Below are 23,141 nucleotides of genomic sequence, written 5' to 3' on the forward strand. Positions count from 1 at the left end.
TATTTGGCAGATTGTTGCGCCGGCACGACCATTTGCCGCCGTACCGGCGCGCAGCCTCAGCGCTGCATCGATTCCCAGACCTTTTGCAGCCGCTTGACCGACATCGGCACCGGCGTGCGCAGCTCCTGCGCGAACAGCGCGATGCGCAGTTCTTCCAGCATCCAGCGGAATTCCTCCAGCCGCGCATCCTCGCCGCCGCGGCCCTGCGTGCGCAGCTGCTTTTCGGCGCGCTGCCACTGCTGCAGCAGCGGCGCCATCTCCTGCATGCGCTGGCTGTCGCGGGCCGGATCGCCCTTGAGCTTGTCCACGCGCATGGCGATGCCCTTCAGGTAGCGCGGGAAGTGGACCAGCTGCGCGTACGGGGTTTCTTCGATAAAGCGCTTGCCCATCAGCCGGCCGAGCTGGGCCTCCATGTCCGCGTACGCCCCGGGGAAAGGCCTGGCCTGCAGCAGCTTGCGCGGCAGCCCGGCGTATTCGGCAAGGATGGCGCCCGCCAGCCGCGCGATTTCCTGCGCCAGCAGCGACAGCCGGGAACGGCCCTCGTCCTTGCGGGCATTGAACTCGGCATCGTTGCGCGGCAGCGGCGCCTGCATGCAGGCGCGCTCCAGCGCCAGCATCACGATCTGCTCGCGCAGCATCTCCTGCGTGCCCAGCGTCATGTACTGCATCGCCATCTGCTGCAGCCCCGGGATGTTCTTCTCGATGAACTTGACCTGCTCGCGCAGTTGCAGCGCGAACAGCCGGCGCAGCCCCAGGTGGTGGATGCGGGCGGCCTCTTGCGGATCGTCGAAGACCTCGACGTCGCAATGCGTGCCGCGGTCGACTAGCGCCGGATAACCGAACAGGGTCTGGCTGCCCTTGCGGATCTCGAGCAGCTCAGGCAGTTCGCCGAAGCTCCAGCCGGTCAGGCCTTCGTACTTGCCGGGCTCGGCCGCGGCCAGCGCCGGCGCGTGTTCCGGGGACTGGGTTGCGGCCTGGGTTGCGGCCTGCGCCGCCGCTTGCGCGGCCACGCGCTGGAACGACTGCTGCGCCTGCCCGCCCAGCTCGGCGCGCAGCTGGGCCAGGTTGCGGCCCATGTCGAGCTGGCGGCCGTGCTCGTCGATCACCTTGAAGTTCATCGCATGGTGCGCGGGCAGCGTTTCCAGCTTGAAGTCGGCCCGCCTGACCATGGTGCCGGTCTGCTCGCGGATATCGGCGATCAGCACGTCCAGCAGCTCGCCTTCGCCGAACGGCTGGCGCGCGACAAAGCCCGCGGCATACTCGGGCAGCGGCACGCAGTGGCGGCGCAATTTCTGCGGCAGCGACTTGAGCAGCAGGTGCACCTTCTCCTTGATCATGCCGGGCACCAGCCAGTCGGCGCGCTCCTGCCGGACCTGGTTGAGCGCGTACAGCGGCACCGTCAGGGTCACGCCGTCGCGGTGGCTGCCGGGCTCGAAGTGATAGGTCAGGCCCATGTCCACGCCGGCCACGGTCATGGTCTTGGGGAACAGGTCGGTGGTGATGCCGGCCGCTTCGTGCCGCATCAGTTCGTCGCGGTTCAGGTACAGCAGCTTGCGGTCTTTCGCGCTCTCGGCCTGGTACCACTGCTCGAACGCGGTCTGCTGGCAGATCTCGGCCGGGATCGCGCGGTCGTAGAAGGCGTAGATCAGCTCGTCGTCGACCAGCACGTCCTGGCGCCGCGACTTGTGCTCGAGGTTCTCGATCTCGCGCACCAGGCGCTGGTTGTGCGCGTAGAACGGCAGGCGCGTGTCGAACTCGCCCTCGACCAGCGCGCGGCGGATAAACAGTTCGCGCGCTTCCTTCGGGTTCATCGGCCCGTAGTGCACGCGGCGGTGCTGGTAGACCACCAGCCCGTACAGCGTGGCGCGCTCCAGCGCCAGCACCTGCCCGGCCTTTTTCTCCCAGTGCGGATCGCTCCAGCTGACCTTGAGCAGGTGGCCGCCGATCTGCTCCAGCCATTCCGGCTCGATCCGCGCCAGCGTGCGCGCGAACAGCCGGCTGGTCTCGACCAGTTCGGCCGCGACGATCCAGCGCCCGACCTTGCGCGCGATCAGCGAGCCCGGCCACAGGTGGAACTTGATGCCGCGCGCGCCCAGGTATTCGCGGCCCTTGCCATCGCCGTCCTCGATGCGGCAGCCGACGTTGCCGAGCAAACCCGTGAGCAGCGCCTTGTGCACCTGCTCGTAGGTCGGCTCGCTGTCGTTCAGGCGCCAGCCCTGCTCAGTCACGGTGGTCAGCAGCTGCGAATGCACGTCGCGCCACTCGCGCAGCCGCAGGTGCGACAGGAAGTGCGCGCGGCACTTGTCCTGCAGCTGGCGGTTGGACTTCTTGTGCGCGACCGCGTCCTCGAACCACTTCCACAGCCGGACCCAGCCCAGGAACTCGGACTTCTCGTCCATGAACTTGCGGTGGGCCTGGTCGGCGGCTTCCTGCGCTTCCTGCGGACGGTCGCGCGGGTCCTGCACCGACAGCGCGCTGGCGATGATCAGCACCTCGCGCAGGCACTGGTGCTCGCGCGCGGCCAGGATCATGCGCGCCACGCGCGGGTCCAGCGGCAGCTTGGCGAGCTGGCGCCCGGTGCCGGTCAGCTGGTTGGCGTCGTCGACCGCGCCCAGCTCCTGCAACAGCTGGTAGCCGTCGGCCACGGCGCGTCCCAGCGGCGGCTCGATGAACGGGAAGGCCTCGATATCGGTCAGCCGCAGCGCCTTCATGCGCAGGATCACCGCGGCCAGCGACGAACGCAGGATCTCGGGGTCGGTAAAGCGCGGCCGTCCGGTGAAATCCGCTTCCTCGTACAGCCGGATGCAGATCCCGTTGGCGACCCGGCCGCAGCGGCCGGCACGCTGGTTGGCGGCGGCCTGCGAGATCGCCTCGACCTGCAGCTGCTCGACCTTGTTGCGGTACGAGTAGCGCTTGACGCGCGCCAGCCCGGTATCGACCACATAGCGGATGCCCGGCACCGTCAGCGAGGTTTCGGCAACGTTGGTCGCCAGCACGATGCGGCGCGCGTTCGACGGCCTGAACACCCGCTCCTGCTCCTGCACCGACAGCCGCGCGAACAGCGGCAGGATCTCGGTATGCGGCGGGTGGTGCTTGCGCAGCGCCTCGGCGGCCTCGCGGATCTCGCGCTCGCCGGGCAGGAACACCAGCACGTCGCCGGGGCCGGCGCGGCACAACTCGTCAACGGCATCGACGATGCCGTCGTACAGGTCGCGCTCGCGCGCCTGCGGGCTGCGCGGCGCGCCTGCGGCGGGCGCGTCGTCGGCGATCGGGCGGTAGCGCACCTCAACCGGGTACAGGCGGCCGCTGACCTCGATCACCGGCGCCGGCTTGTCCCCGGTGGCGAAATGCCGGGCAAAGCGCTGCGCGTCGATGGTGGCCGAGGTAATGATCACCTTCAGGTCCGGCCGCCTGGGCAGGATCTGGCGCAGGTAGCCGATCAGGAAGTCGATATTGAGGCTGCGTTCGTGCGCCTCGTCGATGATCAGCGTGTCGTAGGCGCGCAGCAGCGGGTCGTTCTGGGTTTCGGCAAGCAGGATGCCGTCGGTCATCAGCTTGACCGACGCGCCCGACGACATGGTGTCGTTGAAGCGCACCTGGTAGCCCACGTGCTCGCCCAGCGGCGTGCCGAGTTCCTGCGCGATGCGCTTGGCGGTCGAGGTGGCGGCGATGCGGCGCGGCTGGGTGTGGCCGATCAGCCCCCCGCCCTCGCGGCCGGGGCCGCGCCCGATCGACAGGCAGATCTTGGGCAGCTGCGTGGTCTTGCCGGAACCGGTCTCGCCGGAAACGATCACCACCTGGTTGGCCAGCAGCGCCGCGGCGATCTCGTCGCGGCGGGCCGATACCGGCAGGGCTTCCGGGAACGTGATGGGCGGCAGCGGGTTGACCGGCCGCGGCGCGCGTGGCGCACGCGGGCCGCGGGGCTGGCGCTGGCCGCCCTCGGCGGCGGGCCGCGCACCGGCAGGCTGCGCGGGGCCGGGCGCCGGGCGGGGCGTCGGGCGGGGCGTCGGGCGAGATTCGGCTGGGGCAGCGGACTGACCGGCACCGGCGCGCTGGCGCGGCGCTGTCGGTGGTTTGGGCTTGACGGGGCGTTGTTCTGACATTGGCCGGGATTATAATCCGCGGGATGAACGCCAGAACCGACGCGCCGCAGACGGCGCCTGCCTCCGCTCCCGCGGCCACCGCCTCCGCTGCCGCCCCCGCGCAGGCGGAGCCGCCCGCCGCGGCCGAACTCCCCGCCCCCGCCCCGACCTCTCCCGTGCCCGTCACGGCCGATCCGGACCGCAGCGGCCCCGACCACCAGCAGTTCGTCGACTGGCTGCGCATGGTGGCGCCGTATATCCATGCCTTCCGCGGCAAGACCTTCGTCATCGCCTTCGCCGGCGAACTGGTCAAGTCCGGCGTGCTCAACGCGCTGGTCAACGACGTCGCGCTGCTGCACGCGATGGGCATGCAGATCGTGCTGGTGCACGGCTCGCGTCCGCAGGTGGAAGAGCAGCTGGCGCTGCGCCATGTCGAGTCGCAGTTTGTCGACGGCGTGCGCGTCACCGACAACGCCGCGCTCGAATGCGCCAAGGAAGCCGCCGGCGAACTGCGCCTGGACATCGAGGCCGCCTTCAGCCAGGGCCTGCCCAATACGCCGATGGCCGGCGCCCAGCTGTCGGTGATCTCCGGCAACTTCGTCACCGCGCGCCCGGTCGGCATCGTCAACGGCACCGACTACCAGCACACCGGGCTGGTGCGCAAGATCGACGCCGAATCGGTGCGCATGTCGCTGTCGCACGGCAAGGTGGTGCTGCTGTCGCCGCTGGGCTTCTCGCCTACCGGCCAGGCCTTCAACCTGTCGATGGAAGACGTGGCCAGCGCCACCGCCACCGCGCTCAAGGCCGACAAGCTGATCTTCATCACCGAGGTGCCGGGCGTGCCCGACCCGGTCGGCAAGATGATGCAGGAGATGTCGCTGCGCACCGCGGTGGAGCGGCTGCAGAACAACCACCTGCCGCCCGACGTGGCCAACTACCTGCAGCACCTGGTCAAGGCGCTCAAGGGCGGCGTGCCGCGCGCGCACCTGATCCCCTATTCGCTCGACGGCGCGGTGCTGCTGGAACTGTTCCTGCACGACGGCGTCGGCACCATGCTGTCCGACACCGACCTGGAAAGCTTGCGCGAGGCCACGCTGGATGACGTCGGCGGCATCGTGCAGCTGATCGCGCCGCTGGAGCAGGACGGCACGCTGGTGCCGCGCGGGCGCCATTTGATCGAGCGCGATATCGCCAACTTCTCGGTGATCGAGCACGACGGCGTGCTGTTCGGCTGCGCCGCGCTGTACGACTATCCGCGCGAGAACATGGGCGAGATGGCGTGCCTGACGGTCTCGCAGGAAGCCCAGGGCACCGGCGACGGCGAGCGCCTGCTCAAGCGCATCGAGCGCCGCGCCCGCGCGCTGGGGCTGGAGCGGCTGTTCGTGCTCACCACCCGCACCGAGCACTGGTTCCTCAAGCGCGGCTTCGTCCACGCCACGGTCGACGACCTGCCCGAGGACAAGCGCAGGCTCTACAACTGGCAGCGCAAGTCGATGGTGCTGATGAAAAAGCTGTGACGGCGTAGGGACAATCGCCGCCGCGCCGCGGCCGGCCGCCCCGCTTGGCTACAATAGCGCCAGCGCCGAAGCTCTCACGAACATTGCAAGGAGTCCCCATGGCCCGCACGGTCCATTGCATCAAGCTGAACAAGGAAGCCGAAGGTCTCGACTTCCCGCCGCTGCCCGGCGAACTGGGCAAGAAGATCTGGCAGAACGTGTCGAAGGAAGCGTGGGCCGGCTGGCTCAAGCACCAGACCATGCTGATCAACGAAAACCGCCTGAACATGGCGGATGCGCGTGCGCGCCAGTACCTGCTCAAGCAGACCGAGAAGTACTTCTTCGGCGAAGGCGCCGACCAGGCCCAGGGCTACGTGCCGCCGCAGTCCTGATCCGGACCGCTGCAACGACAAAGGGGTGCCTCAGGCACCCCTTTTTGCTGGATCGCGCCGACCGGCCAGTGCGATCAGTAGTCCGTGCGCTGCACGCCGTCGCCGGTGCCCAGCAGCAGCACGTCGGCGCCGCGCAGCGCGAACAGCCCTGCGGTCACCACGCCCGGCACCTGGTTGATGGTCTGCTCGAGCCCGCGCGGGTCGTCGATCTTCAGGCCGGCCACGTCGAGGATCACATTGCCGTTGTCGGTCTTGTAGATACCGCCTTCCCGGGTCATGCGCAGGCGCGGCTGTCCGCCCAGCGCCTGCAGCTTGCGCGCCACCGCGGCGCGTGCCATCGGAATCACCTCGACCGGCAGCGGGAAGTTGCCCATGGTCTGGACCAGCTTGCTGCCGTCGGCGATGCAGACAAAGCGCCTGGCCACCGAGGCCACGATCTTTTCGCGCGTCAGCGCGCCGCCGCCGCCCTTGATCATCGCGCCGCTGGCGTCGATCTCGTCGGCGCCGTCGACGTACACCGGGATCTCGTCGACCTCGTTCAGGTCCAGCACCTTGAACCCGTGCTGCTGCAGGCGCCGCGTGGAAGCCTCGGAGCTCGACACCGCACCCGCGAAGCGCTCCTTGAACGCCGCCACGGCGTCAATGAAAAGGTTGGCGGTGGAGCCGGTGCCCACGCCGAGCACGGCACCTTCGGGCACTTCCTGCTTCACGTAGTCGGCGGCGGCTTGCGCGACCAGCGCCTTGAGTTCATCCTGAGTCATGACAACAGCCAGATTGCGTTGGGGAAACGCGTAGTGTAGCGGATTGCGGCGGCGCGCCGCGGGCGACGGTGCCCGCGCAGGTACAATGGACCGCACCGGTGCCGCACGCGCCCCTCACAGCCTGCGAACACAGCCCGCGAACGCTTTTTGCAGACGCTCAAGCAAACGACCTAGCGACCATGAACCAGCTCGAACAACTCAGGCAGTTCACCACGGTGGTGGCCGATACCGGCGACTTCCAGCTGATGAAGCAGTACACGCCGCAGGACGCGACCACCAATCCGTCGCTGATCCTGAAGGCGGTGCAGAAACCCGAATACCGCCACCTGCTGGAGCGCGCGGTGCAAGACCACCACGGCAACGGCGGCGTCGACGCGGTGATGGATGAAGTGCTGATCGCCTTCGGCTGCGAGATCCTGGCGATCGTGCCGGGCCGGGTCTCGACCGAGGTCGATGCGCGCCTGTCGTTCGACACCACCGCGACGGTCAACAAGGCGCGCCACCTGATCCAGCTGTACGAGCAGCGCGGCATCGCGCGCGAGCGCGTGCTGATCAAGATCGCCTCCACCTGGGAGGGCATCCGCGCCGCCGAGATCCTGCAGCGCGACGGCATCCGCTGCAACATGACGCTGCTGTTCTCGCTGGTGCAGGCCGTGGCCTGCGCCGAGGCCGGCGCGCAGCTGATCTCGCCGTTCGTCGGCCGCATCTTCGACTGGTACAAGAAACAGGCGGGCGAGCAATGGGACCCGGCCGCCAACGGCGGCGACAACGATCCCGGGGTGCGCTCGGTGCGGCAGATCTACGATTACTACAAGAAGTTCGGCTATCCCACCGAGGTGATGGGCGCCAGCTTCCGCAGCACCGCGCAGATCCTGTCGCTGGCCGGCTGCGACCTGCTGACCATCAGCCCCGAGTTGCTCGAGCAGCTGGCCGGCGGCCAGGGCCCGGTGGCGCACAAACTGTCGGTGGACCAGGCGCAGGCGGCCAATATCGCGCGCATCACCGCCGACGAGCCGTCGTTCCGCTGGCAGCTCAACGAAGACGCGATGGCGACGGAAAAGCTGGCCGAAGGCATCCGCCTGTTTGCCGCAGATGCGGTCAAGCTGGAGAAGCTGATCGCCGGACTGGCGCAGCAATAAGCGCCGCCGCGCGCTACCCCCCGCGCTACCCCCCGCGCTTCAGCCGGCCGCTGGCGCCGGCTGCGGCCACAGCCGCGGCAGGCAGGCGCCCGCCGCGGCCGCCAGCACGATGTCCGCGGTCTGGTCCAGCGCCGACGGCTGCGGATTGACCACGATCACCGGCGCGCCATGCTCGCGCGCCACGCCGGGCAGCGCCGCCGCCGGGTACACCAGCCCCGATGTGCCGACCACCAGGCACAGGTCGCAGGTCTGCGCCGCATGCTCGGCGCGGTAGCGCGCCACGCGCGGCAGGTCTTCGCCGAACCACACCACCCCCGGCCGCATCAGCGCACCGCACAGGTTGCAGCGCGGCGGCATGCCGGGCAGCGCAGTGGCCTCGCTGCAGCGGCCGCAGCCATCCAGCCATTTGTTGGCGAACAGGTTGCCGTGCAGTTCGATCACGCCGGTGCTGCCGGCGCGCTGGTGCAGGCCGTCGACATTCTGCGTCACCAGCGTGACCGGTTTCTGCGCGGCCAGCGCCACCAGCGCATGGTGCGCCGGGTTCGGCTGCACCGCCGCCACCAGCTCGCGCCGGTGCTGGTACCACTGCCACACCAGCGCCGGCTGGCGGCGGTAGGCGGCCTCGCTGGCCAGGTCTTCCGGATCGAACTGCTGCCACAGCCCGGTCATGGCGTCGCGGAAGGTCGGCACGCCGGATTCGGCGGAGATCCCGGCGCCGGTCAGCACGAAGATATTGCTGGCGCCGTCGATCAGCCGACGCGCTTCCTCAATCCCCGGGAGTGCCGCCAGACTGGAATCGTCGGCCATGGCTTCAGCGCGGCAGGCGCCGCTGGCGCACGGCCTCGTACAGGCACACGCCGCTGGCCACCGACACGTTCAGGCTTTCGACGCCACCCGCCATCGGGATGCCAACCAGTTCGTCGCAGGTTTCGCGCGTCAGCCGGCGCATGCCCTCGCCTTCGGCGCCCATCACGATCGCGGTCGGCCCCTTGAAATCGATGTCGTACAGCGACTTCTCGGTGCCGTCGGCGGTGCCGATCACCCAGATGCCGCGCTCCTGCAGTTCGCGCAGGGTGCGGGCCAGGTTGGTCACGGTGATATAGGGCACGGTCTCGGCGGCGCCGCTGGCGACCTTGGCCACGGTGGCGTTCAGGCCGACGCTGCGGTCCTTGGGCGCGATCACGGCGTGCGCGCCGGCACCGTCGGCCACGCGCAGGCAGGCGCCCAGGTTGTGGGGGTCGGTGACACCATCCAGCACCAGCAGCAGCGGCGTGCCTTCGATGCCGTCGAGCAGCTCATCCAGGTTCAGCGCCAGCGCCACGTCCTCGGCACGCGCGACCACGCCCTGGTGGCGGTCGGTGCCGGCCATGCCGCGCAGGCGCTCGGCATCGACCGGATGCAGGCGCACGCCCAGGCTTTCGGCCAGGCGCACGAAGTCCTGCATGCGCCGGTCGCGGCGGGCGGATTCAATGTAGATGTCGGACACGCCCTTGGGGTCTTGCCGCAGGCGCGCGGTCACGGCGTGAAAGCCGATCAGGAGTTTTTGTTTGGCCATGGGCGCGATTGTACCCGCCCGGCCGCGGTCCCCGCGCGGGCGGGGACCGCGGCTTGCGCGCAACCGGCTAGTGCTTGCGCGGCGTGCGCTTGGCGGCGGTCTTGCCCGCCGGCTTGGACGTGCGCGCCTTCGAGGCCGGCTTGCGCGGCTTTTCCAGGTGCGCGGGCTTGGGCTTGGCGGCGCGCTTGCCCGGCTTGCCGCCGGTCTTGACGTGCGGCTTGAGCGGCGTGATCACCGCCTCGAACACCGGTTGCTCTTCGATCACGCGGTCGAGCGTCTCGTCGAACGACTCTTCCGGCTTGGACGAGCCGCCCAGCAGCGCCGCCAGCTGGCGGCCCTTCTTGCGCGCCGGCACCGCATGCGCGGCAGGCACGCGCGGCTGCGCCTCGGTTCCCGTGACGCGTGCGCGCAGGGTTTTCGCCGAAGGCTCCTGCACCAGCCGGAAGTCGATCTTGCGCGCGTCCAGGTCGACGCGCGACACCTGCACGCGCACGCGGTCGGTCAGCCGGTAGCGGATGCCGGTGCGCTCGCCGCGCAGCTCGTTGCGGGCCTCGTCGTACTGGAAGTAGTCGCTGCCCAGCTCGGTCACGTGGACCAGGCCCTCGACATACAGCTCGTCGAGCTGCACGAAGATGCCGAACGAGGTCACGGCGCTGACGGTGCCGGCATAGTCGCTGCCCAGCTTGTCGCGCATGAAGTAGCACTTGAGCCAGGCCTCGACATCGCGCGAGGCCTCGTCGGCACGGCGCTCGTTGGTCGAGCAGTGCAGGCCCAGCTCGTCCCAGATGGCCTCGTTGCGGCGCGCGCGCGCCGCGGTCAGCTCGGCCTTCTGCTCGGCATCCTTGGCCTGCAGCCGGCGCGCCTTCGGCGAGATCGCGGTGTTCAGCTCGGTGCCGTGGGCAAAGGCCGGCTGGTACTTGGTGTGCGCCAGCACCGCCTTGATCGCGCGGTGCACCAGCAGGTCGGGATAGCGGCGGATCGGGCTGGTGAAGTGGGCGTAGGCCTCGTACGCCAGGCCGAAGTGGCCGATATTGTCGGGGCTGTACACCGCCTGCTGCATCGAGCGCAGCAGCATGGTCTGCAGCATCGGCGCGTCGGGGCGGGACTTGATCTTGTCCATCACCTCGGCGTAGTCCGACGCCTGCGGCTTGTCGCCGCCGCCCAATGACAAGCCGGCGGTACGCAGGAACTCGCGCAGGTTCTTCAGCTTTTCTTCGTTGGGGCCGGCGTGGATGCGGTACAGCGCCGGGTGCTTGAAGCGTTCGAGGAAGTCGGCCGCGCAGACGTTGGCGGTCAGCATGCATTCCTCAATCAGCCGGTGCGCATCGTTGCGCGTGCGCGGCAGGATCTGCTCGATCTTGCCCTGCGCATTGCAGACGATATAGGTCTCGGTGGTGTCGAAGTCGATCGCGCCGCGCGCGCGCCGCGCCTTGAGCAGGACCTGGAACAACTCGTACAGGTTCTGCAGGTGCGGCACCAGTTCGCCGCGCTTGTGCGCCTCGGGACCCTTGGTGTTGGACAGCACCGACCAGACCTCGTTGTAGGTCAGCCGCGCGGCCGAATGCATTACCGCCGGGTAGAACTGGTAGCCCTTGAGCTCGCCCTTGGCGGTGATCACGGCATCGCACACCATGCACAGCCGGTCGACGTGCGGATTGAGCGAGCACAGCCCGTTGGACAGCTTCTCCGGCAGCATCGGGATCACGCGGCGCGGGAAGTAGACCGAGGTGGCGCGGTCGAGCGCGTCGGCATCGAGCGGCGTGCCCGGACGCACGTAATGCGACACGTCGGCGATCGCCACGATCAGGCGCCAGCCCTTGGCGCGGCCGATCCTGACCGGCTCGCAATAGACCGCGTCGTCGAAGTCGCGCGCGTCTTCGCCGTCGATGGTGACCAGCGGGATGTCGCGCAGGTCGATGCGGTGGTCCAGGTCGGCCTGGCGCACTTCGTCGGGCAGCCCGGAGGCTTCCTGCGCGGCGGCCGGCGAGAACTGGTGCGGCACGCCGTACTTGCGCACGGCGATCTCGATCTCCATGCCGGGATCGTCGATCTCGCCGAGCACTTCCACCACGCGGCCCACCGGCTGCACGTAGCGGTCCGGGAATTCGGTCAGCTCGACGCTGACCACCTGCCCCACCCGCGCCTTGCCCTGCGCCTTGGGCGGGATCAGGATGTCCTGGCTGATGCGCTTGTCTTCCGGCGCCACCACCAGCACGCCGCCCTCGCTGAGCAGGCGGCCGATGACAAAGCGGTTGGCGCGCTCGATGATCTCGACGATCTGCCCTTCGGGGCGCCCGCGCCGGTCGTAGCCCACCACGCGCACCTGCGCGCGGTCGTTGTGCATGGCCTTCTGCAGTTCGCGCTCGGGCAGGAAGATATCGTCCTCGCCGTCGTCGCGGATCAGGAAGCCGAAGCCGTCGCGGTGGCCCTGCACCCGGCCGATGACAAAGTTGGGCTGGTGCGCCAGTTCATAGCGGCCCTTGCGGTTGAGCTCGATCTGGCCGTCGCGCTCCATCGCGGCCAGGCGCTTCTGGAAGCCGTCATGCTCCTTGCGCGTGACCGCCAGCGCCTTGGCGATATCGCCTGCCGACTGGGGGGATCCCGACGTTCTCAGCACGCCCAGGATTTCTTCCCGGCTGGGGATCGGATAGTTGTTCTGATTCAATTTTTTCTGGAAACTATTTGACAAAATTCTCGCGCTCTCTATAATGAGCGCTTCGGTTGTTTCGACACCTGCCCAGGTGGCGGAATTGGTAGACGCACTAGGTTCAGGTCCTAGCGGTGGCAACACTGTGGAGGTTCGAGTCCTCTCCTGGGCACCAGATCACCGGGAAACCCGCAGCGCTTTCGAGCCCTGCGGGTTTTTTGTTTTTGACGCCTGTTTCGCGCATCAGATCCGGCAACTTGCACTCCTTGCTTGGCGGCACTTGCCGCGATGTCATACCTGCGAGCGTACGGGTTTTTTCCCGTCCGTGAAACCGCGCACCGTACCCCGCGCGGCAGCCGCACCACAAGGTTACGGCAATGTCGGGGAGTGTAACAGCTTCAGTGGCGATTCCGGCATTCCGGCGGCCGGCGCGATCCATTTCGCTGCACGGCGCCGCTGCCCTTTCTTCCCACCGCCCTGACCTTTCTTATCCCTGCCCCTTGACGTCAGCGCGCATGTGTAACTATCATGGTTTCACATCGCACCCGACACCATGAGCACAAGCAGCCGGTTTGCCGTCGCCGTCCATATCCTTACCCTGCTGGCCAGTGCCGCCGAGCCGGTGCCATCATCGCTGATTGCCGGCAGCGTCGGCACCAACCCGGCGCTGATCCGGCGCCTGGTCGGCCAGCTGGCTGAAGCGGGCCTGGTGGCCACCACCATGGGCAGCACCGGCGGCGCCACGCTGGCGCGCCCGGCCGCGTCGATCACGCTGCTGGATGTGTTCCGCGCGGTCGAAACCACGGCGCTGATCACGCTGCACCAGAGCGCGCCCAATCCGGCCTGCATGGTCGGGCGCGAGATCACCGGTGCGCTGCGCAAGGTGGCCGACCGCGCGCAGGCGGCCATGGACGAAACCCTGGCCGGCATCACCGTTGCCGGCATGCTGGCCGATGTCGAGCGCGGCAGCCAGCGCCGCAAGCGCTGATTTTTTTATCCCGATGTGTAACCACATCAGTTTCATATCCAACCAACTGAACCAGGGAGTGACCATGAAGATCGCCATCATTGGAGCCAGCGGCCGCGTTGGCACGCGCCTGACCGACGAAGCCGTGCGCCGCGGCCACCACGTGACCGCGATTGCGCGCCAGGCCAGCCGCCTGCCCGCGCGCGCAGGCGTGACCAACAAGGATGTGGATGCGACCGACCGCGCGGCACTGGCCGCCGCCCTCGCCGGCCATGATGTCGTCATCAGCACCGCGCGCTTCGCGCAGCTGAACGCGCAGCAGGTAACCACCGCCGTGCGCCAGGCAGGCGTGCCGCGGCTGCTGGTGGTGGGCGGTGCCGGCAGTCTTTATGTCGCACCGGGCGTGCAGCTGGTCGACACCCCGAACTTCCCCGATGCCTACAAAACCGAGGCGCTGGCCGGCCGCGACTTCCTGAATGCGCTGCGCAACGAGCAGCAGATCGACTGGACCTTCCTGTCGCCGTCCGCACTGTTCGAGCCGGGCGAGCGCACTGGCCATTTCCGCATCGGCATGGAAGACCTGCTCAGCGACGCGGCAGGCAAGAGCTGGATTTCGATGGAAGACTATGCCATCGCGATGCTCGATGAAATCGAGCGGCCGGCGCATTCGCGCCAGCGCTTCACCGTGGGCTACTGAGCCCAAACCCGCCGTGCCCGCCGGCAAGGCGGGCCCGGCTGGCCGACGCGCTCAGTCGCGCGCGCCGTCGTCCAGCAGGCTGGCGCGCTTGCCGCGCTTGAGCCAGGCGGCCAGGTTGTGCGGGCGCAGCGTGTCGTACTCTTCGAACGGCTGGTGGATCCAGGGGTTCGATTCGAGGAAGGTCACGTGGTAGTCCGGCTCCACCTTGGAGCACGCCTTGTACCACAGCACCGCCGAGCGCACCTCGGTCACCGCCGGATAGCGTTCCTTGAGGTGGCGGCCCACACGCTCGAGCGTGATGCCGGAGTCCACCAGGTCGTCGACCAGCAGGATCTTGCCGCTCAGCTCGCCGCGGGTCATGGTGATGTACTGCGCGATGTCGAGTTCGCCCTGCTGCGTGCCGGCGGCCTCGCGGTAGCTGCTGGTGGCCAGGATCGCCAGCGGCACGTCGAAGATGCGCGACATCTGGTCGCCCACGCGCAGCCCGCCGCGTGCGAGGCACAGGATCTTGTCGAACTTCCAGCCCGATTCATGCACGTTCAGCGACAGGCGTGCGATCAGGCGATGGTATTCGTCCCAGGAGACCCACAGGTTCTCGTCATCGTTGATAGGCAGGTTCATCGTTTTACTCGTTGTATCGTGCGGTCGGCTGACCGATATGGCTCGGCCCGCTTGCGCGGGCCGATTTATTTTCTGGCAGGCCGCGGCGCTTGTGGCGCGGCGGCACTGCGGGGACTGCGCAGGCCGTCAGGCCTTGTACGGATGGCGCAGCAGGATGGTCTCGTCGCGGTCCGGGCCGGTCGAGATCATGTCGATCGGGATGCCGACCACTTCTTCGACGCGCTTCAGGTAGATGCGGGCCTGCTCGGGCAGCGCGTCCCAGGTCTTCACGCCGAAGGTCGACTCGTTCCAGCCGGGGAATTCCTCGTAGACCGGCACGCAGCGCGCCACCGCGTCAGAGCCGCGCGGCAGGATGTCGACGGTCTTGCCGTCGAGCTCATAACCCACGCACAGCTTGATGGTTTCCAGGCCATCGAGCACGTCCAGCTTGGTCATGCACAGGCCCGACACGCCGTTGATCTGCACCGAGCGCTTGAGCGCGGCGGCATCGAGCCAGCCGGTGCGGCGCGGACGCCCGGTGACCGAACCGAATTCCTTGCCGACGTTGGCCAGGCGCACGCCGACCTGGTCCTGGCGTGAGGGGTTGTCGTTGTCGTACAGCTCGCTCGGGAACGGGCCGGCGCCAACGCGGGTGCAATAGGCCTTGGTGATGCCGAGGATGTAGTTCAGGCGGCCCGGGCCCACGCCCGCGCCGGCTGCTGCCGCACCGGCCACGCAGTTGCTCGAGGTGACGAACGGATAGGTGCCGTGGTCGACGTCGAGCAGCGTGCCCTGCGCGCCTTCGAACATCAGGTTGCCGCCGGCGGCATTGACCGCGTACAGCTCGGCCGATACATCGGCGACCATCGGTGCCAGGCGCGGCGCGTAGGCCAGCGCTTCGTCCAGGGTCTGCTGGAAATCGACGGCTTCGGCACCCAGGTACTGGGTCAGCATGAAGTTGTGGAGGTCCAGGTTCTCGCGCAGGCGTTCGGCGAACTGCTGCGGATCGAACAGGTCCTGCACGCGCAGCGCGCGGCGTGCCACCTTGTCTTCATAGGCCGGGCCGATGCCGCGGCCGGTGGTGCCGATCTTGGCGGCACCGCGGCGGGCTTCGCGCGCCTTGTCGATGGCGACGTGGTACGGCAGGATCAGCGTGGCCGCCTCGGAAATGCGCAGGCGGTTCTGCACCTGCAGGCCGGCGCCTTCGAGCTCTTCGATTTCACGGAACAAAGCTTCGGGCGACAGCACCACACCGTTGCCGATGTAGCAGACCGTGCCGGCGCGCATGATGCCCGAGGGGATCAGCCGGAGAATGGTCTTCTTGCCGCCGATGATCAGCGTGTGGCCAGCGTTGTGGCCACCCTGGAACCGCACCACGCCCTTTGCATGGTCGGTAAGCCAATCGACGATTTTTCCTTTGCCTTCGTCACCCCACTGGGTGCCGATCACGACGACATTGCGTCCCTGGCCTACTGCGGATGCGGACATATTGCTTTGGTCAATAGGTTAAAAACGTATTCTACTCTTGTTGCCGCGCGTTTCCGGGTTTTTGGCCCGCCGCGGCGTCGATGCGTCAGCGCGGCACCACGGCCCAGCCGGCGTCCTTGCGCACCAGTTGCCGGTCGCAATTGAATTCGTCCAGCTCATGGGTATGGCCGGGCAGCGACTGGATGACGATCTCGCCGCCGGCGCGCAGCGCGGCAATCGCGGCACGAAGTGCCGGGTCCGCATCCCAGGGTGCAAAGATCGCCTGCGCGCGCACCTCGACGGGTGACAGTGCCGCCACTTCGCGCAGGTCCAGCGAGAAACCCGTTGCCGGACGGGCCCGGCCAAAGGCCTCGCCCACCTTGTCGTAGCGGCCGCCGCGCGCGACGTAGTTGGGCAGGCCGGCCACATAGGCCGCGAACATCACGCCGCTGTGGTAGTGGTAGCCGCGCAGGTCCGACAGGTCGATATTGACGCTGGCGCCGCGCACCTGCACCGCCAGCGCCGCCAGCTCATCGAGCGCGCGGCCGATGGCCGGGCTGGCCGGCAGCGTGGCGCGGGCGCGCTCGATCACGTCGACGCCGCCGTACAACGTCGGCAGCGCCAGCAGCGCGTCGCGCTCGGTTTGCGGCATGCCGGTGGTCAGCTCGCGCAAGGCGGGCACGTCCTTGGTCTCGAGCGCGGCAAACAAGGCATCCTCGATCTTGCGGATCGACGGCAGGCCGGCCAGCAACGCTTCGAGAATGCCGGCATGGCACAGGTCGATGCGGATCTCGGACAGGCCGGCCGCGGTCAGCGCGGCCAGCATCAGTTCCTGGATCTCGACGTCGGCTTCCAGGCCGGCATGGCCATAGATCTCGGCACCAATCTGGATCGGCTCGCGGGTCGCGTGGAACCCTGCCGGGCGCGCGTGCAGCACGTTGCCCGCGTAGCACAGCCGGGTCACGCCGGGTCGATTCAGCAGGTGGGCATCGATGCGCGCCACTTGCGGCGTGATATCGGCGCGCAGCCCCATGGTGCGGCCCGACAGCTGGTCGACCAGCTTGAGCGTGCGCAGGTCGAGGTCGTGGCCGGTGCCGGTCAGCAGCGACTCGAGGTATTCCAGCAGCGGCGGCATCACCAGCTCGTAGCCGTAGGTGCGGAACAGGTCCAGCATGCGGCGGCGCAGCTCTTCGATCTTGCGCGCTTCCGACGGCAGCACGTCGGCAATGTTTTCTGGCAGCAGCCAATGGTTGGACATGGTGAATCTCTTCTCAGTCATTCAGTTGCCCGCGGGCGCAGCGCCTGCAGGGACCGGGCAAGGCCCGGCAAAACCAGCGCGCGGACATCGCGCGCCCGCGCCATCACTCCGCAGCGAAGGCTCCAGCCGGACAAAACCCCGGCAAGCCGGGGTTTCGTCAATTCGCCACACGGACAAGCGACGGGGCTAGCGCTTGCCTCCGCCGTTGCCGGAGGCCGCGGCCGCGGCGCCGCCGCTGGAACGCATATAGCGGAAGAACTCGGAATTGGGCTCGAGCACCAGCACGTCGCGCTTGTCGCGGAAGGTATTGCGATACGCCTCCATGCTGCGCCAGAACTGCGCGAACTGCGGATCGCGGCCAAACGCGTCGGCATAGATCTGCGAGGCCTTGGCATCGCCCTGGCCCTTGATCACCTGCGCATCGCGATAGGCCTCGGCCAGCACCACTTCGCGCTGGCGGTCGGCGTCGGCGCGGATCTTCTCGCCCTCGGCGGCGCCGGTGGAGCGCAGTTCGTTGGCCACGCGCTTGCGCTCGGCCTCCATGCGGCGATACACCGATTCGCTGATCGCGGGCAGCAGGTCGACACGCTTCAGGCGCACGTCGAGGATCTCGACGCCAACCGATTTGGCGTACTCGCTCATGCCACTGCGGATGGCCTGCATCACCTGCTCGCGCTCGCCGGCGACCACGTCGGCGACGGTGCGCTTGCCGAACTCTTCGCGCGCCACCGAATCGATGCGCTGCGTCATGCGGTCCTGCGCGCCACGCAGGTTGCCGCCGAAGGCGACGAAGAACTTGCGCGGGTCAGTGATGCGCCATTTGACGAACCAGTCCACCACCATGCTCTTCTTCTCGGCGGTCAGGAAACGCTCGTTGGCGGCGACGTCGATGGTCTGCAGGCGGCGGTCCATGAACACCACGTTCTGGAACGGCGGCGGCAGTTTGAAGTGCAGGCCGGGCTCGCGCACCACCTGCTTGATCTGGCCGAAGGCAAACACCACGGCGTACTGGCGCTGGTCGACCACGAACAGCATGGACGAAACCACGGCCACCAGGATGAAAAAGCCAATCGCGAAGGAAATCAGTCGGTTCATGACGGTCTCCTCAGCGCGAGTCGCGGTCGCGGTTGCGCAGCGCTTCGCGCGAACGGGCGTCCGTCGACGCATCCGGCGCGGACGCCGGCGGGCTGGCCGCACCCGGTTGGCCCGGCTGCGGCGCAGCGCGGCCATCGGCCTGTGCCATCAGCTTGTCCAGCGGCAGGTAGAGAAGATTGTTGCCCTGGCGCGCGTCCACCAGCACCTTGGTCGAATTGGTGTAGATCTGCTGCATGGTTTCCAGATAGATGCGGTCGCGCGTTACCTGTGGGGCCTTGGCGTATTCGGTCTGCACCGAACGGAAGCGCGACGCATCGCCCTCGGCCTGCGCCACCACGCGGGAGCGGTAGGCTTCGGACTCTTCCTTCAGGCGCGCCGCGGTACCCTTGGCGCGCGGGATGACATCGTTGGCGTAGGCCTGGCCTTCGCTGATGGCGCGCTCGCGGTCCTGGCTGGCCTTGTTGACGTCGTCGAACGCGGCCTGCACCTGTTCGGGCGGCTGCACGCTCTGCACGTTGACGGACAGCACGCGGATGCCGGTCTTGTACGCCGTCAGGATGGCCTGGATCGACTTGGCCAGCTGCTGCGCGATCTGTTCGCGGCTCTCGTACAGCACCGCGTCCATCTTGTTGCGGCCGACGATCTCGCGCACCGAGGTCTCGGCGGCCTGCGTCACCAGTTCTTCATCGCCACCGCGGTCGGTCTTGTTGAAGAACAGGAATTCGCCGGCGTCCTGGATCACGTACTGCACGGTAAAGCGCACGTCGATGATGTTCTCGTCCTGCGTCAGCATCGACGAGTCTTTCAGGTTGCTGTCCTTGATCGAGGTGGAGCGGCCGACCTCGACCGAACGCACCGCCGACAGGTTGACGACCTCGGCCGACTGCACCGGCCAGGGCATGCGCCAGTTGATGCCGGGGCCGGCGGAGTACTTGAACTTGCCGAACTGCAGGATCACCGCGGTCTGGCCTTCCTGCACCATGAAGAAGCCGCTGGCCAGCCAGATGCCGACCACCGCGGCCACGATCACGCCGGCACCGATGCCCGAGCCCTTGCCGGGGGTGCGCGGGCCGCCGAAGTTCTGGTTGCCGCCGCCGCCGTTGTCCTTGCGGCCAAGCAGGCCGTTCAGGCGGCGGTTGAAGTCGCGCCACAGTTCGTCGAGGTCCGGCGGGCCGCCATCCTGCTGCGGCCGCTGGTTCTGCTGGCGGTTGTCGTCGCGGCCGTCCTTCTTGTCATCGTCCTGCCCGTCCCGACCCCAGCGCGGATCGTTCAGCGAGAAGATGGCGCGCAGGCGCTGCCAGCCCGCGCGCGGCGCGAGGCTGCCGCCTGGTGTCAGGCTCGAATCAGCATTCCGGGGAAACTGGGGCATGAAGTGCACGGGTCCGGGGAAGTTTGTAACAGGGGGATTCTAGCAGTCATCGGCGCCACTTTTGGCCAATTCGCGCAACCCCGGCAGCAACCGCACCGGAATTGGGCAGAACCGGCGCCAAACCGGCACCAAGGCGGCGTTGATCCGGCGGCAAGCCCGTGGCTGGCCACCGGGCCTACGGCCGGCGTGAATCCCCCGCATCGGCGTCGTCGCCGTCGTTCTCTAGGCCGCCGTCACCGACAGTGCCGTCACCGGCGCCATCGGCCTGCGGCACGTCGTCCAGGCGGGGATCGTAGGGTTGCGGCTCGGGCGGGCGGCTGGCCAGCCATTGCGCCACCTCGACCACGGCCTCGCGCAGCGAGTCCAGGCCCAGCCCTTCGCGCGCGCTCAGGAACACGCGGGTCGGGATGCCTTCCACATCGCGCTCGATGCGCGGGCCGTCGCCCATCAATTCAGGAGCGGCGTCGATCTTGTTCATCACCACGATCTGCGGGATGTCGAGAGCGTTGATCTCCGCCAGCACGCGGTTGACCTGCTCGATCTGCTCGTGGCGCACCGGGCTCGATGCATCGACCACATGCAGCAGCAGGTCCGCATGCACGGTCTCGTCCAGCGTGGCACGGAACGCCGCCACCAGTTGCGTCGGCAGGTCGCGGATAAAGCCGACCGTGTCCGACAGCACCACGTTGCCCAGGCCGTCCAGGAACAGCCGGCGCGAGGTGGTGTCGAGGGTGGCGAAGAGCTGGTTGGCCGCATAAGCGCCGGCCTTGGTCAGCGCGTTGAACAGCGTCGACTTGCCCGCGTTGGTGTAGCCCACCAGCGAGATGCTGAGGGTGTCGTTGCGCGCGCGCGCACGCCGCTGCGTGCTGTGCTGGCGCTGCAGCCGCGACAGATCGGACTTGAGCCGCTTGGCGCGCTCGTCCAGCATGCGCCGGTCCAGTTCCAGCTGGCGCTCGCCGGGGCCGCCGCGCATGCCGATGCCGCCCTTCTGCCGCTCCAGGTGGCTCCACGCGCGGACCAGCCGCGAAGCGCGGTACTGCACCTGGGCCAGCTCCACCTGCACCTTGCCGACATGGCTCTGCGCGCGCTGCCCGAAGATATCCAGGATCAGGCCGGTCCGGTCGATCACGTGGCGGTTCAGGAAGCGCTCCAGGTTGCGTTGCTGCGCCGGGCTCAGCGCGTGGTTGAAGACCACTACGTCGGCATCCAGCGCGTCGGCGGCCTCCTTCAGCTCCTCGGCCTTGCCCGAGCCGATGAACAATGCCGGGTCCGGGCGCGAGCGGCGGCCCGTCAGCGTATGCACCGGCAGCGAACCGGCGGTCGAGGTCAGCAGCGCCAGTTCACTGAGGCTTTCCTGGAAATCATGCTTGCCGAAGTCGACGCCGACGAGGATGGCGCGCGAAGGGGCGGTATTGGAGGTGGCTCTGGGGTCCAAGGGCGGGCGCGAATGCGCAGGGAAATTCGGGTTCAGGGGAAAGGATGGCGGATGTCGGACACTGTCCTGGCCCCTGCCGGGACAGGCCGCCGCATGGTGCGGTACATGGCGGCGGCGGGCGCATTGGCAACCGCCGGGCCGCGCGGCACCGGGTGCGCTGGCACGCCGGTGCCGGGCATCGGGGCGGCGCCGCCTGGCGCCCGCGCGATGCCCTGGGGCAGATCGGTCAGATCAGGCCTCGGCGGAATCATCCACGCGGAAGTTGACCGCGCGCGCCGGCACGACGGTGGAAATCGCATGCTTGTAGACCATCTGGGTCACGGTGTTGCGCAGCAGGACGACATACTGGTCGAACGATTCGATATTGCCTTGCAGCTTGATGCCATTGACGAGATAGATGGAAACCGGCACGTGCTCTTTGCGCAGCGCGTTCAGGAACGGGTCTTGTAGCAGTTGCCCTTTGTTGCTCATGGCACACTCCAAATTTATAGGTTTAGTGGTGAATGATGGGGATGGAAATCCCCGGTTCAAGTCAGGCGGCGCAAAAACGCGCCAGAAAAAAGATCAAAACGGTACCAAGTTGGCGTCAATGCACAGGGAACCCCCTGCTACCGTGAATTTAGCCGCAGTTCCAAACGAACGCAAACGAAAACTGGCGCCGCCACGGATCCGATTCCGGACTCAATCCTTCGAGTCCGCGTACGGATTTTTGTTCGTGCGAAATTCGATGCGCAGGGGCGTGCCCTTGAGCTTGAATGCCGCACGGAAACGGTTCTCCAGGTAGCGCCGGTAGGTTTCGGCCACGCCCGAGAGCGCATTGCCGTGGACCACGATGATGGGCGGATTGGAGCCGCCCTGGTGCGCATAGCGCAGCTTGGGCCGCGATGCGCCGACGCGCTTGGGCTGCTGGAATTCCACGGCTTCCTGCAGCACGCGCGTCAGTTGCGGCGTCGGCAGCTTGACCATGGCCGCGGCATACGCATCGTCGACCGAGCGCATCAGCGCGCCGATGCCGGTGCGCTCGCGCGCCGACACAAAGTGAAAGTTGGCGAAGCTGAGGAACTGCAGCTTGCGCTCGAGGTCGTGCTTGATGCGGTCGCGCGCGTGGCCGTCCAGCCCGTCCCATTTGTTGACGCCCACCACCAGCGCGCGCCCGGACTCGACGATAAAGCCGGCGATATGCGCGTCCTGGTCGGAGATATCCTGCTGCGCATCGAGCAGCAGGATCACCACGTTGGCATCCGCGATCGACTGCAGCGTCTTGACCACCGAGAATTTCTCGATCGCCTCGAACACCTTGCCGCGCCGGCGCAGGCCGGCGGTATCGATCAGCGTGTAGGGCTTGCCGCCGCGCTCGAATTCCACATAGATGGCGTCGCGGGTGGTGCCGGGCATGTCGAAGGCGATCACGCGCTCTTCACCGATCAGCGTATTGACCAGCGTCGACTTGCCGACGTTGGGGCGCCCGACGATGGCGATCTTGACGCCCTTGCCTTCGTCCGGGGCTTCCTCGGCCAGCTCGGGGCGTTCCTGCACCGCCAGCTCGATGGCTTCATCGACCAGCTCGCGCACGCCGTCGCCGTGGGCGGCGGAGATCGCGTACGGGTCGCCCATGCCCAGTTCATAAAAGTCCGCCGCCACCGAGGTGTACTTCATGCCCTCGGCCTTGTTGACCGCGAGCATGATGCGCCGGCCGGTCTTGCGCAGGTAATCGGCGATGGCGCGGTCCTGCGGCGCCAGGCCGAGGCGGCCGTCGACGATAAAGATCACCACGTCGGCCTCGACCACCGCCTGCTTGGTCTGCTTGGCCATCTCGGCGACGATGCCTTCCTTGACCACGGGCTCGAAGCCGCCGGTATCGATGGCGATGAACGGACGTTCGCCGATGCGCCCCTCGCCATAATGGCGGTCGCGCGTCAGGCCCGGCAGGTCGGCGACGAGGGCGTCGCGCGAGCGGGTCATGCGGTTGAATAGCGTCGACTTGCCCACATTGGGGCGGCCGACAAGTGCGATAACTGGTTTCATGCCATAAACGGAAACGGGGGCCGGCAACTGCCGCCCCCCGGTAACTCCGGAGTCAAGGGTTCCAGCGGCAGCCCGCGCCACCTGGGCGCGGGCTGCCGCTTGTCCTGTCGGGCGCGGTGCGGGTCAGCGACCCGCTGCAAGCCGCGCCAAGGATCA

At 67.9% G+C, this 23,141-nt stretch carries 18 protein-coding genes and 1 tRNA gene; 6 read left to right on the forward strand and 13 right to left on the reverse strand.

The window, feature by feature from the left end:
* Positions 1-56: 56 nt before the first annotated feature.
* Positions 57-4,103, reverse strand: a complete 4,047-nt coding sequence (gene hrpA / locus CBM2594_RS10425; protein WP_116356767.1) for an ATP-dependent RNA helicase HrpA — start codon at positions 4,101-4,103, stop codon at positions 57-59.
* Positions 4,104-4,126: 23 nt separating this feature from the next.
* Here hrpA and argA point away from each other — a divergent pair, with 23 nt between their 5' ends.
* Together argA and CBM2594_RS10435 are read left to right on the forward strand one after the other, a co-directional pair.
* Positions 4,127-5,599: an amino-acid N-acetyltransferase gene (gene argA, locus CBM2594_RS10430; RefSeq protein WP_116356768.1), complete on the forward strand. Its 1,473-nt coding sequence runs from the start codon at positions 4,127-4,129 to the stop codon at positions 5,597-5,599.
* A gap of 98 nt (positions 5,600-5,697) precedes the next feature.
* Positions 5,698-5,970 carry an oxidative damage protection protein gene (locus tag CBM2594_RS10435; RefSeq protein ID WP_018007757.1) on the forward strand — a complete coding sequence of 91 codons (273 nt, stop codon included), beginning with the start codon at positions 5,698-5,700 and terminating at the stop codon, positions 5,968-5,970.
* A 74-nt stretch (positions 5,971-6,044) separates the two neighbouring features.
* Here the strand turns inward: CBM2594_RS10435 and rpiA are convergent, their stop codons facing one another.
* Complete coding sequence (rpiA, locus tag CBM2594_RS10440) at positions 6,045-6,731, reverse strand: ribose-5-phosphate isomerase RpiA (RefSeq protein ID WP_116356769.1); 687 nt, start codon at positions 6,729-6,731, stop codon at positions 6,045-6,047.
* A 179-nt stretch (positions 6,732-6,910) separates the two neighbouring features.
* On the opposite strand from rpiA, the gene tal reads away from it, so the two are divergent.
* Positions 6,911-7,870: a transaldolase gene (tal, locus tag CBM2594_RS10445; RefSeq protein WP_116356770.1), complete on the forward strand. Its 960-nt coding sequence runs from the start codon at positions 6,911-6,913 to the stop codon at positions 7,868-7,870.
* A gap of 39 nt (positions 7,871-7,909) precedes the next feature.
* Here tal and CBM2594_RS10450 read toward each other — a convergent pair whose 3' ends face one another.
* From CBM2594_RS10450 to rnr, 3 genes are all read right to left on the reverse strand, one after another.
* The gene (locus CBM2594_RS10450; protein ID WP_116356771.1) at positions 7,910-8,677 is read right to left on the reverse strand and encodes an SIR2 family NAD-dependent protein deacylase; all 768 of its coding nucleotides are present in this window, start codon (positions 8,675-8,677) and stop codon (positions 7,910-7,912) included.
* Between the two features lie 4 nt (positions 8,678-8,681).
* Entirely contained in the window at positions 8,682-9,425 is a 744-nt protein-coding gene (rlmB, locus tag CBM2594_RS10455) for a 23S rRNA (guanosine(2251)-2'-O)-methyltransferase RlmB (protein WP_012353149.1), read from the reverse strand.
* Between the two features lie 67 nt (positions 9,426-9,492).
* Entirely contained in the window at positions 9,493-12,090 is a 2,598-nt protein-coding gene (gene rnr / locus CBM2594_RS10460) for a ribonuclease R (RefSeq protein ID WP_116356772.1), read from the reverse strand.
* Between the two features lie 70 nt (positions 12,091-12,160).
* On the opposite strand from rnr, the gene CBM2594_RS10465 reads away from it, so the two are divergent.
* The 3 genes from CBM2594_RS10465 (at position 12,161) to CBM2594_RS10475 (ending at position 13,736) form a co-directional block, all read left to right on the forward strand.
* Positions 12,161-12,247: transfer RNA gene (locus CBM2594_RS10465), tRNA-Leu, on the forward strand.
* Positions 12,248-12,625: 378 nt separating this feature from the next.
* A complete protein-coding gene (locus CBM2594_RS10470; protein ID WP_116356773.1) occupies positions 12,626-13,060 on the forward strand; it encodes an Rrf2 family transcriptional regulator in 435 nt (144 codons plus the stop codon).
* A gap of 64 nt (positions 13,061-13,124) precedes the next feature.
* The gene (locus tag CBM2594_RS10475; RefSeq protein ID WP_116357763.1) at positions 13,125-13,736 is read left to right on the forward strand and encodes an NAD(P)-dependent oxidoreductase; all 612 of its coding nucleotides are present in this window, start codon (positions 13,125-13,127) and stop codon (positions 13,734-13,736) included.
* Positions 13,737-13,787: 51 nt separating this feature from the next.
* Here the strand turns inward: CBM2594_RS10475 and CBM2594_RS10480 are convergent, their stop codons facing one another.
* The 8 genes from CBM2594_RS10480 to der all read right to left on the reverse strand — a co-directional run bounded on the left by CBM2594_RS10480 (position 13,788) and on the right by der (position 22,985).
* Positions 13,788-14,357 (reverse strand): phosphoribosyltransferase, encoded by a 570-nt coding sequence (locus tag CBM2594_RS10480; protein WP_116356774.1) that lies wholly within the window; start codon positions 14,355-14,357, stop codon positions 13,788-13,790.
* Between the two features lie 126 nt (positions 14,358-14,483).
* Positions 14,484-15,824: an adenylosuccinate synthase gene (locus CBM2594_RS10485; RefSeq protein WP_116356775.1), complete on the reverse strand. Its 1,341-nt coding sequence runs from the start codon at positions 15,822-15,824 to the stop codon at positions 14,484-14,486.
* A gap of 85 nt (positions 15,825-15,909) precedes the next feature.
* Entirely contained in the window at positions 15,910-17,061 is a 1,152-nt protein-coding gene (locus tag CBM2594_RS10490) for an ATP phosphoribosyltransferase regulatory subunit (protein ID WP_116356776.1), read from the reverse strand.
* A 186-nt stretch (positions 17,062-17,247) separates the two neighbouring features.
* Complete coding sequence (hflC, locus tag CBM2594_RS10495) at positions 17,248-18,156, reverse strand: protease modulator HflC (RefSeq protein WP_116356777.1); 909 nt, start codon at positions 18,154-18,156, stop codon at positions 17,248-17,250.
* Between the two features lie 10 nt (positions 18,157-18,166).
* Positions 18,167-19,525: an FtsH protease activity modulator HflK gene (gene hflK, locus CBM2594_RS10500; protein WP_116357764.1), complete on the reverse strand. Its 1,359-nt coding sequence runs from the start codon at positions 19,523-19,525 to the stop codon at positions 18,167-18,169.
* Positions 19,526-19,700: 175 nt separating this feature from the next.
* Positions 19,701-20,960, reverse strand: a complete 1,260-nt coding sequence (gene hflX / locus CBM2594_RS10505) for a GTPase HflX (protein ID WP_116356778.1) — start codon at positions 20,958-20,960, stop codon at positions 19,701-19,703.
* Between the two features lie 231 nt (positions 20,961-21,191).
* Positions 21,192-21,431: an RNA chaperone Hfq gene (gene hfq, locus CBM2594_RS10510; RefSeq protein ID WP_012353158.1), complete on the reverse strand. Its 240-nt coding sequence runs from the start codon at positions 21,429-21,431 to the stop codon at positions 21,192-21,194.
* Positions 21,432-21,641: 210 nt separating this feature from the next.
* Complete coding sequence (gene der / locus CBM2594_RS10515) at positions 21,642-22,985, reverse strand: ribosome biogenesis GTPase Der (RefSeq protein ID WP_116356779.1); 1,344 nt, start codon at positions 22,983-22,985, stop codon at positions 21,642-21,644.
* Positions 22,986-23,141: the final 156 nt, after the last annotated feature.

The sequence above is a fragment of the Cupriavidus taiwanensis genome (assembly GCF_900249755.1).
Classification (GTDB): Bacteria; Pseudomonadota; Gammaproteobacteria; order Burkholderiales; family Burkholderiaceae; genus Cupriavidus; species Cupriavidus taiwanensis_D.